The organism is Seonamhaeicola sp. S2-3 (assembly GCF_001971785.1).
Lineage (GTDB): Bacteria > Bacteroidota > Bacteroidia > Flavobacteriales > Flavobacteriaceae > Seonamhaeicola.
Map to the genome: position 1 here is coordinate 2,007,438 of NZ_CP019389.1, position 13,031 is coordinate 2,020,468.

7 protein-coding genes are annotated in these 13,031 nt (G+C 34.3%); 4 read left to right on the forward strand and 3 right to left on the reverse strand.

Annotated elements, in window-relative coordinates:
- The first annotated feature begins 2 nt into the window (after positions 1 to 2).
- The 4 genes from BWZ22_RS09205 to fsa all read left to right on the forward strand — a co-directional run bounded on the left by BWZ22_RS09205 (position 3) and on the right by fsa (position 7,069).
- A complete protein-coding gene (locus tag BWZ22_RS09205) occupies positions 3 to 590 on the forward strand; it encodes an LUD domain-containing protein (protein WP_076699528.1) in 588 nt (195 codons plus the stop codon).
- Positions 591 to 613: 23 nt separating this feature from the next.
- Positions 614 to 4,066 carry a pyruvate carboxylase gene (locus tag BWZ22_RS09210; protein ID WP_076699529.1) on the forward strand — a complete coding sequence of 1,151 codons (3,453 nt, stop codon included), beginning with the start codon at positions 614 to 616 and terminating at the stop codon, positions 4,064 to 4,066.
- A gap of 291 nt (positions 4,067 to 4,357) precedes the next feature.
- Positions 4,358 to 6,403, forward strand: a complete 2,046-nt coding sequence (locus BWZ22_RS09215; protein ID WP_076699530.1) for a transketolase — start codon at positions 4,358 to 4,360, stop codon at positions 6,401 to 6,403.
- 12 nt (positions 6,404 to 6,415) lie between these two features.
- Positions 6,416 to 7,069 (forward strand): fructose-6-phosphate aldolase, encoded by a 654-nt coding sequence (fsa, locus tag BWZ22_RS09220; RefSeq protein WP_076699531.1) that lies wholly within the window; start codon positions 6,416 to 6,418, stop codon positions 7,067 to 7,069.
- Positions 7,070 to 7,145: 76 nt separating this feature from the next.
- On the opposite strand, the gene BWZ22_RS09225 is transcribed toward fsa, so the two are convergent.
- The 3 genes from BWZ22_RS09225 to BWZ22_RS09235 all read right to left on the reverse strand — a co-directional run bounded on the left by BWZ22_RS09225 (position 7,146) and on the right by BWZ22_RS09235 (position 13,028).
- On the reverse strand, positions 7,146 to 10,028 hold the full coding sequence (locus BWZ22_RS09225; RefSeq protein ID WP_076699532.1) for an alpha-amylase family glycosyl hydrolase: 2,883 nt from the start codon (positions 10,026 to 10,028) through the stop codon (positions 7,146 to 7,148).
- Positions 10,029 to 10,098: 70 nt separating this feature from the next.
- The gene (locus tag BWZ22_RS09230) at positions 10,099 to 11,436 is read right to left on the reverse strand and encodes a SusE domain-containing protein (RefSeq protein WP_076699533.1); all 1,338 of its coding nucleotides are present in this window, start codon (positions 11,434 to 11,436) and stop codon (positions 10,099 to 10,101) included.
- A 17-nt stretch (positions 11,437 to 11,453) separates the two neighbouring features.
- A complete protein-coding gene (locus tag BWZ22_RS09235; protein WP_076699535.1) occupies positions 11,454 to 13,028 on the reverse strand; it encodes a RagB/SusD family nutrient uptake outer membrane protein in 1,575 nt (524 codons plus the stop codon).
- Positions 13,029 to 13,031: the final 3 nt, after the last annotated feature.

Consider the following 13,031-nt stretch of genomic DNA (forward strand, 5'->3'; position numbering starts at 1 on the left):
CTATGGGAAGTAGAGAAGCCATACTAGAAAAAATAAAGTCTAACAAACCAGAACATTTAAGTTTACCTCAAATTGATGCAGGTATTTTTAATGAAGGTTTAGATATAATAAAAGAATTTACTAAAAAAGTAGAAATTGTTGGCGGTAATGTTTTACAGGCAAGTTCTAATGAAGATGTTATAAATCAAATAAAATCTATTATTCCAAATACTGCTATAAACTATTCTGCTTTAGAAAATACACAGGATTTTAACACCCTAGATTTAGCTACTGTTAAAAATCCAAAAGACCTTGAGGATTTAGATATTCTAATTTTAGAAAGTAGTCTTGGTGTTGCAGAAAACGGAGCTGTTTGGGTATCTGATACCGAGTTGCCTATTAGAGTGCTTCCTTTTATTACAAAACATTTGGTTTTAGTGCTTTCTTCTAAAGATATTGTGCCTTATATGCACCAAGCCTATGAAAAAACACAAGACCAATCTTCTGGTTTTGGAGTTTTTATCTCTGGGCCTTCAAAAACAGCAGATATAGAACAATCATTAGTTATTGGAGCGCATGGGGCATTGAGTTTAACCATATTTTTAAGATAACTAAACTATAAACTAACTAAACTATGAAAATTAAAAAGGTACTTGTTGCCAATAGGGGCGAAATAGCAATCAGGATTTTTAGAGCATGTACAGAAATTAACGTAAAAACGGTTGGTATTTACACTTATGAAGACCGTTATTCTCTGCATCGATATAAAGCAGATGAATCCTATCAAATTGGTGAAGACAATGAACCTTTAAAACCTTATTTAGATATTGATGCTATTGTAAAAATAGCAGTAGAAAATAATGTAGATGCCATACATCCAGGGTATGGTTTTCTTTCAGAAAATGCCGATTTTGCTCAAAAATGTGAGGATAACGGAATTATTTTTGTTGGCCCCAAAGTATCGGTACTAAAATCTTTAGGAGATAAAATAACAGCAAAAGAGGTTGCCATTGCTAATAATATACCCATTATAAAAAGTAATGAAAAACCTTTAAAAGATATAGAAACAGCTCTTTCAGAAGCTGAAAAAATAGGTTACCCCATTATGCTAAAAGCAGCTTCAGGTGGCGGTGGTAGAGGCATGCGGGTCATTAGAAAAGAAGACGAATTACGCAGTGCTTTTGGTGAAAGTAAACGCGAAGCTTTAAAGGCTTTTGGTGATGATACCGTTTTTATAGAAAAATTTGTTGAAAACCCTAAGCACATTGAAATTCAGGTAGTAGCCGATAATTTTGGAAATACCGTTCATTTATTTGAACGCGACTGCTCCGTTCAAAGGCGTTACCAAAAAGTTATTGAGTTTGCTCCCTCTTATGGGCTATTAGATGAAACCAAACAAGATTTATATAACTACGCTATTAAAATTTGTAAAGCCGTTAATTATAACAATATTGGAACGGTTGAATTTTTAGTAGATGATGATAATTCTATCTATTTTATTGAAGTAAACCCAAGAATACAAGTAGAACATACTGTTACAGAAGTTATTACTAATATTGATTTGGTAAAAACGCAATTGTTTATTGCAGGAGGTTATAAACTCTCAGACACCCAAATTAAAATTTCAAGTCAGGAATCAATACAAATTAGCGGATACGCTCTTCAATGTAGAATAACAACCGAAGACCCACAAAACGATTTCAAACCAGACTACGGTACCGTTTCAGTATACCGCAGTGCTTCGGGTTTTGGTATTAGACTCGATGCAGGAAGCATTTATCAAGGTGTGAAAATTTCACCATTTTTTGATTCTATGTTAGTGAAAGTTACTGCCCACGGTAGAACTCTAGATGGTGCCTGTAGAAAAATTAGAAGAGCTTTAGCAGAATTTAGAATTAGAGGGGTGAAAACCAACATGCCTTTCCTTGATAACATATTAAAACATCCCACGTTTAGAAAAGGAGAGGTTACGGTTAACTTTATTAAATCTCAACCCGATTTATTTGTATTTAAAGCTCCTAAAAACAGAGCTACAAAATTAATAACTTATTTAGGAGACGTTATAGTTAACGGTAATGCCGATGTAAAAAAACTTGACCCCAATAAAACATTTGTTCAGCCTGTTGTGCCAAAGTTTGATGCTAATGCACCATACCCAAAAGGTACAAAAGATTTACTAACCGAATTAGGTCCCGAGAAATTTTCAGAATGGTTAATAAATGAAAAGCAAGTTCATTTTACTGATACCACCATGAGAGACGCTCACCAAAGTTTACTCGCTACGCGCATGCGTACTTACGATATGTTGAAGGTAGCCGAAGGTTATGCAAAAAAACATCCAGAAATATTCAGTATGGAGGTTTGGGGAGGTGCAACTTTTGATGTGTGCTTACGGTTTTTGCAAGAAAACCCATGGGAAAGACTTAGGCTTTTAAGAAAAGCAATGCCTAATCTATTGTTACAAATGTTAATTAGAGGGTCTAATGCAGTAGGTTATAAGGCATATCCTGATAATTTAATAGGAGAATTTGTTGAACAATCTTGGGAAAATGGCGTTGATGTTTTTAGAATTTTTGATTCTTTAAATTGGATGAAATCTATAGCACCTTGTATAGAACATGTTAGAACACGTACCCAAGGTTTAGCAGAGGGTTCAATTTGCTATACAAATGATATTTTAAATCCTAACAATAAAAAGTATAATCTTAAGTATTATATTAATCTAGCCAAGGAAATAGAAAATGCAGGAGCTCACATTTTAGGTGTTAAAGATATGGCTGGTTTATTAAAACCATATGCGGCTTATGAGCTTATTTCAGCGTTAAAATCAGAATTAAAAATCCCAGTGCATTTACATACACATGATACGTCTTCAATTCAATCAGCAACTTATATAAAAGCAATTGAAGCAGGGGTTGATGTAGTAGATGTTGCCCTTGCAGGTATGTCTGGTTTAACATCGCAACCAAACTTTAATTCAGTAGTAGAAATGCTCAAATATCAAGACAGAGCAAGTTCTATAAATATTGATTCATTAAACGAATATTCAAATTACTGGCAAGCTGTAAGAACGTATTATTATCCTTTCGAATCTGGTTTAAAAGCTGGTACAGGCGATGTTTATAAACATGAAATTCCAGGTGGGCAATATTCTAATTTAAAACCTCAAGCCGAAGCTTTAGGATTAGCAGATAGGTTTCATGAAATTACAAAAATGTACGGTGAGGTCAATAAATTATTTGGCGATATTGTAAAGGTAACTCCTAGCTCTAAAGTGGTTGGTGATATGGCTCAGTATTTGGTTAGTAATAATTTAACCATTCAAGATGTACTTGAAAAAGGAGATGATATATCGTTTCCTCAATCTGTAATAGACTTTTTTAAAGGAGATTTAGGACAGCCTGTTGGTGGTTTTCCTGAAAAACTTCAAAAAATAATTCTTAAAGACGAAATACCTTATACAGATAGACCCAATGCACATATGCCTCCAATGGATCTTGAAGAAGAATTTAAAAACTTTAAAAATATATTTGAGTACGACTTAAGTAGAAAAATTGATTACACAGATTTTCTGTCATATCAATTGTATCCCAAAGTTTTTACAGAGGCTTTTAATAAGCATTTAAAATATGATAACCTCATGAATTTGCCAACAAAAAATTTCTTTTATGGCATGGATGTAGGTGAAGAAATTATTGTAGAACTAGATAAAGGAAAAACCCTTTTAGTTACATTAGATTCTATAGGAAGCCCCAATGAAGACGGTATTGTAACTATTTATTTTAAAGTAAATGGTCAAGGGAGAAGTGTTGAAATTAGAGATACTTCCGTTAAGGTTGATAAAGTAGAACATACTAAAATTGATAAAAGTGATGAAAATCAAATAGGGGCACCACTTCAAGGAATGTTATCTACTATTTTGGTTGAACAAGGTGAAAAAGTAAAAAAGAATCAACCTTTATTTATAATTGAAGCCATGAAAATGGAAACAACCATTACAGCCCATGCCGATGCTACGGTTAAACAAATAGTACTTAAACCTGGCATTATGGTAAATTCTGATGACTTAGTAATTATTTTAAAATAATTTAGGTGTTAGAGATGATTCATTTTCAAAGCATTTCATAAAATTAGAGTCTTTTGTACTATAAAATTTAAAAAGCTTCTCTTATTTTGAGAGGCTTTTTTTATACTTTAAAAAGCAACTCAAAAGGTTTCGTTGTTTTTAATGAAAATATTAGGTTTTTAACTTCCCAACTAATTAAAGATTATATATTTGCAAAAAACTAATTTTCTTATTTGAAAGATGTTTATTTATTAACTCCTTCAAAAGAAAACATTTGTAAACCTTAAAGTAAACAACTAATCGTACATTAAAATGAACAAAGCAATTGATCAGCAGGCGGCAGATAACATAAGAGCTTTAGCTGTAGCCATGGTAGAAAAAGCTAAATCAGGACATCCTGGAGGACCAATGGGAGGGGCAGATTTTATGCATATCCTTTATTCAGAGTTTTTTAACTATGACCCAACAGATATGTCATGGCCATTTAGAGATCGCTTTTTTATGGATGCAGGCCACTTATCTACTTTAATGTATGCACAATATTACCTATTAGGGAATTATAAAAAAGAAGATGTTGCTAATTTTAGACAATGGGGTTCCATTACTCCTGGGCACCCAGAGGTAGATGTTGCTAGAGGTATAGAAAATACATCGGGGCCATTAGGGCAAGGGCACACAATGGGGGTGGGAGCCGCTATTGCAGCTAAGTTTTTACAAGCCAGATTTGGAGATTGGATGAACCATAAAATTTATGGTTTTATTTCAGATGGAGGAATTCAAGAAGAAATTTCGCAAGGAGCAGGTAGAATTGCAGGTCATTTAGGACTTAGTAATTTCATTATGTTTTTCGATTCTAATGATATTCAATTATCAACCTCTACAGATGAGGTTACTACTGAAGACACAGCCATGAAATATGAAGCTTGGGGCTGGAAAGTTGTTACTATTGATGGACATGATCATGACCAGATAAGAAAAGCATTAACGGATGCTAATAATGAAACCGAAAAACCTACCCTAATAATTGGTAAAACCATTATGGGTAAAGGATGTGTAGCTGCAGACGGAAGTATGTTTGAAGGCTATTGTGAGTTACACGGACAACCAATTGGTAATACGGGAGCCGATTACGAAAAGACTCTTCAGAATTTAGGAGCTGATGTTGAAAATCCATTCGATATTTTTGATGAGGTAAACGATTTTTATAAAAATATAATAGCTGAAAAAACAGCTAATGCTTCAAAAAAGAAAGCAGAAATTAATGCTTGGAAACAAGAAAATCCTGAATTAGCAGAGAAATTAGACTTTTTCTTATCAGGAGAACTTCCAAAATTAGATTTTGAATCTATAGAACATAAATCAGGATTAGCTACTAGAGCTGCTTCTTCAAATGTATTGGCTTATTTAGCTGAAAATGTAGAAAATATGATTGTATCATCGGCAGATTTATCTAATTCTGATAAAACCGATGGATTCCTAAAGAAAACATCAGCGTTACAAAAAGGTGATTTTAGCGGATCATTTTTACAAGCAGGTGTAGCAGAATTAACTATGGCGTGTATTGCAAATGGTATTGCTTTACATGGAGGCGTTATTCCTGTAGTAGCAACGTTTTTTGTGTTTTCAGATTATATGAAACCAGCTATTAGATTGAGTGCTATACAAGAATTACCAGTAAAATATGTATGGACACATGATGCCTTTAGGGTAGGAGAAGATGGTCCAACGCACCAACCTGTTGAGCAAGAAGCGCAAATTAGATTATTAGAAAAACTTAAAAACCACAGCCATAAACAAAGTTTCTTAGCTTTAAGACCTGCAGATTCTGCAGAAACATCAGTAGCTTGGAAAATGGCTATGGAAAACACAAATACACCTTCTGGTTTAATCTTGTCTAGACAAGGTATAAAAGACATACCTTCACAAAAAAGTTCTAGATATGAAGAAGCACTTGGAGCAGAAAAAGGTGGTTATTTAGTGAAGGAAGTAGAAAATCCAGATGTTGTTTTAGTGGCTAATGGATCGGAAGTTTCAACCTTAATTGCGGCTGCAGAAATTTTAGAATCTAAAGAAAATTTAAAAGTTAGTATCGCTTCTATTATTTCAGAAGGTTTGTTTAGACAACAACCTAAAGCCTATCAAGAAAAGGTGATTCCAACCAATAAACCGTTATTTGGTTTAACTGCTGGATTACCTGTTAATTTAGAATCGTTAGTAGGAGCTAATGGAAAAGTATTTGGCTTAGACCATTTTGGTTATTCTGCACCTGCAGGCGTTCTTGATGAGAAATTTGGCTTTACAGGAGAGCAAGTAAGCCAAAATGTAATAGAATATTTAAAGACAGTATTAATAAAATAATAACTAAATAAGATGAAATTTTTTATAGATACAGCCAACCTTGATGATATTGCAGAAGCACAAGCATTAGGAATTTTAGATGGTGTTACAACAAACCCATCATTAATGGCTAAAGAAGGTATTACAGGAGAAGAAAATATATTAAATCACTATAAAAAGATTTGTGATTTAGTTGATGGCGATGTAAGTGCCGAGGTTATCTCAACCGATTTTGATGGAATGGTAAAAGAAGGAGAAGCTTTAGCAGCTTTACACCCTCAAATAGTAGTAAAATTACCTTTAATTGCAGATGGTATTAAAGCTTGTAAGTATTTCTCTGATAAAGGTATTAGAACCAATGTTACTTTGGTGTTTTCTGCGGGTCAAGCCTTATTAGCAGCTAAAGCAGGCGCAACTTATGTATCACCATTTTTAGGACGTTTAGATGATATTTCAACAGATGGTTTAAATCTTATTGCTGAAATTCGTCAGATTTATGATAATTATGCTTTTGATACACAAATTTTAGCGGCATCTATCCGTCACACGATGCATGTTATTGATTGTGCTAAACTAGGATCTGATGTTATGACAGGACCATTATCATCTATTACAGGATTGTTAAAACACCCGTTAACAGATATTGGTTTAGCTAAGTTTTTAGCAGATTATAAAAAAGGAAACTAAATTTACTTCTTTATATAAATTAAAAAAGCTTCTCAACTAAGAGAAGCTTTTTTATTACAACAAAAACTAAACTAAACTACAGTTTCACCATTTTAAAGGATTGTTCTGCTCCTAAATTATTTTTAACTTTTACTAAATAAATACTTGGAGGTAGATTAGAAATATTAAAGGCATAACCTTTTTCAAAATCACCTTTATAGGTTAAAATTTGTTTTCCTGTAAGGTTATAAATAGATACAGAAATCACCTCTTTATTTATTTTAAATTCATTTCTTGTAGGATTTGGATAGACCATTAAACCAGTTTCAAAAATTTTGTCTTCTGTACTTAATGAAGCTGTTTGGTTTCCGTATATTTTAAATTCACCAGCATCTAAACTAATAGCCTGCCCTGTATTGGTAATGTTTATAGAAGTATTACCTGTTTCATCCATTAAATCATACCAGATTCCTGTATAAGGGAAATTTGGTACAATGCTTTGGGTAGTAGTTTCAAAATTTGCAACAATAACTACATTTTTAAGTTCAGACCCCGAAGTGTTTAAGTCTCCTGTATAAATATTAATTATGGGGGTTAGGTCTCCAGAATCTATAGTATAATTGCCTTCAAATACATCTTCATTTATTTTTAAAGCATTAATTCTAGCCCAATCATTATATATTTGGCTTCTGTTGGTGTCTGCTAACCAATTTTCTGTCCATTGGGGTTGCGGTTTTGTGTCTAATTTACAACCATCATTGTCATAAGATCCGTTGGAACATGTGAAAATGGAGTTTTCCATTCCTAATTCCCCAAAATGCCAAATCATTTTAGGGCCAGGGATTGTTAAAGAAACGGCTCCTAAGGCAGACATTCTTCCTAATGAAGCATTTAAATCGTCTTTAATACCTGTGTTTCCATAGGTAATGTTCTTATACATTAACCGTTCTTCATCATGGCTTTCGGCGTACCCAACTAATCTTGGTTCTGTAAATCCTCTTGATAGGTGTCCCATTCTACTTATATCAGAATCTGTTGCATATCCCATAGTTAGTTGGTTGTAGGAGTCAGTCATTTTACCCCAAAGCATGATGCCTTTTCCTTCGTCTGCTCTATAATTAGCCCATTCTATTTCTTCATCAAGCGAGGTTAAGCCATTACCATCGGCATCCCAATCAACACCTAAATGTTCAAAAATAACGTAATGATCAGGGTCTAAGCTCCAAGAATAATCGGCATATTGTTTTAGTATATCAACTCTATCTTCATTATAGTCATTGGTGCAGCCTTCGTTATTTTCACAATTATTGGTAAAACCTTTGGTTAAATCCCAACGGAACCCATCAATTTTAAATTCTTCAATCCAATGTTTAATAACGCTTTCTACATAATTTTGCGTTCTAATGCTGTTTATATGGTCAAAATCATAACCAACAGAGTAACTATGTGCTGCTGTAGTGTTAAAGTATGGGTTTTCACTATTGGGGTCTCCCCAACCGTCTCCATCTGGGTCACTCATCCACATTCTAACCATAGGATTTCTACCAAAAGCATGATTTAAAGCAAGGTCTAGTATTACAGCAATGCCATTTTGATGACAAGTGTCTACAAATTCTTTAAATTTTTCTTCTGTTCCATAATACTTATCTAAAGCCATGTGGAAAGAGGTGTTGTATCCCCAACTTTCATTACCTTCAAACTCCATTATAGGCATTAGTTCTATGGCATTGATGTTTAAATTCTTAAAATAGTCTATTTTGTCTATTAAATCCTGAAAGTTTCTATCGGCATCAAAATCTCTGATTAAAACTTCATAAATTACCAAATCTTCTTTTTTAGGTTTTGAAAAGTTGGTTACTTGCCAGTTATACTCTGTTTGCCCCGTTTGTAGTACGGTTACTTCTCGTTCTTGACCTTCGGGATATTCTGGTAAGTTTGGATAGGTTGTAGCAGAAATGTATGGGTCGTCAAAAGGAAATAAAACCAAGGTTGAATAAGGATCGGCAGTTTTAACTAATTCTGGAGAATTGGCTGGGGGATTTTTATCTACTACCCAGTATTGGTAAGTTTCTATTTGTCCTGGAGTTAATCCAGTTAAAGTAATCCAAAATTTATTTCTAGTAACATCCCAATTCATTGCATAGTTAGCATCTGGTTGCCAGTTATTAAAGCTACCAGCTACGTAAATAAAATCCTTTCCTGAAGCATACAAAACTAGTACGGCTTCTGTATCGCTTAAATAAGTAATGCCGTTTTGATAATCTGTTGGCATTACGCTAATGTTTTGTCCGGGGTCTACCAGAGCAGTGAAATTTTTGATAATTGTGGTGCCATTTAATGTAACCTCTAAGCTGTAAATTTGGTTGCTTGTTATGTTTGTATGGGTATACGAATAAGATGAAATATCCGATTGTGTATTTATAACAACATCATTGGCTTTAAGCACATATTCTGCGTTACCACCAATGTTAGAAGCAGTAATAGATAAACTTTCACCAGAACTGAGTATGGTTGTTGAATTTTGAGCAGGACTACTTAAGCTTACCTGAAATGTGCCAACATCAAAATAGAAATCTGAACAGTCATTAGCTTTTAATTCTTGCGAACCGTCTTCATTTCTAAAAACCATGCCCATTTTAATAGCATTTTCGGCTTGTGTGCTTGTTAAGCTGTAATAAGTTTCTGGAACTAAGGTAATGCTCCAGGTTCCATTTCCGTTATCAGTCATTTCTCCTGCACCATCGTCTTCACCCCAGTTACCAACAACATTATATCCCCAAGCATCGGAATCGTCACCTATACCTGAATGCATGTATACTTTTGTAGGGTTTGAAAAGCCATTACAGTTTGATGCTGTTGAATTAACATCAACAGTTATAGTGATAGATTCATTAACATTAAAAGGGTATGGGGTAATGGTAACTTGACCAAAAATAGTGCTAGAAATGAAAAAACAAAGTAAAGTAAAAATATTTTTCATAAATTAATAGTTTAGTTGAAAAAGGCTGACCTACTAAGATCAGCCTTTAATTATTTGTTGAAAAACTGTATTAATTAACTTGGTTTAGCTCATAGGTTAAATTAGCTAAATCTAACATAATTCTATAGTTTCCAGCAGTAACAGCAATGTTGTCTCCGCCACCATCTAAAGTGCCATCTACACCAGTGTCTCCGTAATCAGTTCCCCAATCTTCATTTACTCTAAATTTAATTTCACCATCTACAATTGGTACAATTTCAGCAACCCAAATATCATTGCTTAAAGGTGTTAAAGAGAAATCTGGAGTAGCTCCCCAATCGTTATATCCAGAGCCTACAATACCCCAAATATCTGTTTCTTCCATTGTATAGGTGCCGTTTTCAAAATCTAAAGTTATGGCATAATATCCAGCGGTTACAGTGATATTGTCTCCGCCATCATCTAAAGTACCATCAACTCCAGTATCTCCGAAGTCTTCACCCCAATCGTTGTTTTTTCTAAATTTAATTTCACCATCAGTTAATTTAACACCAACTTTAAATGTATTTGTTACGTAATCATAAGTGAATTTTGCATCTGGAGTAGTTCCCCAATCGTTGTATCCAGATCCCACAACACCCCAAGAGAATTCTTCCATAGTGTATGTTCCATTGGCAATATCTAAAGTAATTTTATAATCACCTTCGGTAACTGTAATGTTTGAACCACCAGCATCAAGAGTGCCATCTGCACCATCATCACCATAATCATTAGTCCATTCGTTATTTTCTCTAAATTTAATTTCACCATCAACAAGAGATACATAGGCAACGTAAACATCTGCTACATCGGTTGTGTAGAAAGGTGCGTCTGCGAAAGCTCCCCAATTATTATAACCAGAGCCTACAACACCCCATGAAGAAATTTCAATACCAGAACCACTTCCTGTGCTTGCTTCTAGTAGGGTAACTGTTATTTGTTGCGTTTCTGTGAACATTTCTGTAGTGGAGGATGTGTCTCCAGGAAATGCACGAACTCTGAAATTTAGAACGCCAGAATTTGGAGCTACTATACCGTATTCTTCGGCTAAAGTTTTTAAAGTACCTATAGAAACTTCAATTTGGTTATTAGCATTAGAAAGTGTAGAAACGGTTGTAGCATCTGTAAAGTCTCCTAGTATTGATGATTGCAATTCATAAGACACATTAGTTTGTACGCCAAAATCTGCATCGTTAAAAGAAAATACAACACCAATATTATTGTTTGTACTTGTTTCTGCAGGTAGTACATATTCTGATAAAAACGTATTAGTAAAAGCGAATTCGCCCTGAGGTGCAGCGGTAAAAACTAAATCATCGTCTGTATCGCATGCGGTTATACTCAAAAATAGAGTAAAGATTATTACAAAAGGTTTTATATAATTTTTCATTTTATTTAGTTTTTAGTTTAATAGCCTGGGTTTTGCGTTAAGTTAGGATTAGAAAGAATGGTGTTAGATGGTATAGGGAATAAATTTCTAAAATCTGAAACAGCAGTTCCGTTGGCTGTATTTCCTTTAAAAGGCCATAGGTACGAATTGGTTGTGAAATAGTCATATCTAACTAAATCTGTTCGTCTTTGCCCTTCCCAGTAAAGTTCTCTAGCTCTTTCATCTAAAATAAAATCTAATGTTAAATCACTTTCAGAAATATTTCCAGAAGTGTCTCCATAGGCTCTTTCTCTAAGTTCATTAATTAGAGATACAGCTGTTGAATTACTTCCGCTAGTACCTCTTAAAGTAGCTTCGGCGTAGTTGAGGTAAATTTCTGCAAGTCTAATTAAGGGTAAATCGGTATCGGCAAAGTTTCCAGAGGCATCACTACCTTGATTACCTTGCGAATCTAAATTAGAGAATTTAGTTATAGCATACCCATCGTTAAAAGAGGTGATGTCTGAAATTTCAAGATTTTGACCATCTGTATAAAACATAGCACGTTGGTCTCCTGTGTCCATTTTGTTAACAAGAGCGCTAGTGGTTCTGTTACCAGCCCAACCACCATTTACACCAAATGCACTAGCATCCATACTACCGCCTATAGCAGCGTGAATTAAGAATGTAGAGCCTCCGTAAGTTTGACTGTTAAGTCCATCGAAATTAGCGGTAAAAATAAATTCATTTTGAGCGCCATTAGTATCATTATCGGCTAAAAATAATTCATCGTAAGCTGTACCGTTTCCGTTGGTATCTGTAGTGTTAATGATGTAAGATGAGTTGATAACATTTTCTGAAAAAGTCACGCATTCTTCAAATCTAGCGGTTCCTGTCCATACTTCAGCATTTAAATAAAGCTTAGATAAAAGTGCCCAAGCAGCTACTTCATCTACACGGCCATATTCATTAGAGCCGCTGCTAGCTAAACTGTTTTGAATGTCTAATAATTCTGTTTCTATAAAGTCGAAAACTTCTTCTCGTGTGCTTAGAGAAGGTAATGTTGTTTCAATTTGAGTAATAAGCGGTACATCACCATATAAGTCAATTAAGTTATAGTACGCAAATGCTCTTATAAACCTAGCTTCTGCAATGTATTCTGTAACAACATCATCACTTAAACTAGATGCGTTATCTATAAAAGAATTTGCAAAAGATACTGTTTGAGCTAAACGGTTATACATGGCATCTGTAAAATCATTACTAGCAGTCCAGTACATACCGTGTAAATCTTGTAAGCCAGCATCTCCCCAAGCAACAACAGCATTATCTGTTGTAAGTTCGTTTAGGTTAAACAACATCCTGGTATATTGAGAAAACCCTTCATCTATATTAGAAATATCTGCTTGTCCTGCAGGACCTTCTTGCCCTGTAAGAGCAAAACTTGCATAAACTTTAGCAAGAGCGCTTTTAGCTTCCTCTGCATTTGAAAAAACATTTTCTTCTGTGAAGCTGTCTGGGTCTATTGGCGATTGGTCTAAATCGTCGTGACAACTAGCGGTAAATAATAATACGGCTAGTGGAAAAATTAGGTTTTTTATTAATGTCTTCATAGT

Bases quoted from the DNA above. Each gene is read 5' to 3' on its own strand.
- BWZ22_RS09230 (WP_076699533.1), bottom strand. From the start codon at position 11,436: ATGAAAAATTATATAAAACCTTTTGTAATAATCTTTACTCTATTTTTG.
- BWZ22_RS09225 (WP_076699532.1), bottom strand. From the start codon at position 10,028: ATGAAAAATATTTTTACTTTACTTTGTTTTTTCATTTCTAGCACTATT.
- fsa (WP_076699531.1), top strand. From the start codon at position 6,416: ATGAAATTTTTTATAGATACAGCCAACCTTGATGATATTGCAGAAGCA.
- BWZ22_RS09205 (WP_076699528.1), top strand. From the start codon at position 3: ATGGGAAGTAGAGAAGCCATACTAGAAAAAATAAAGTCTAACAAACCA.
- BWZ22_RS09215 (WP_076699530.1), top strand. From the start codon at position 4,358: ATGAACAAAGCAATTGATCAGCAGGCGGCAGATAACATAAGAGCTTTA.
- BWZ22_RS09235 (WP_076699535.1), bottom strand. From the start codon at position 13,028: ATGAAGACATTAATAAAAAACCTAATTTTTCCACTAGCCGTATTATTA.
- BWZ22_RS09210 (WP_076699529.1), top strand. From the start codon at position 614: ATGAAAATTAAAAAGGTACTTGTTGCCAATAGGGGCGAAATAGCAATC.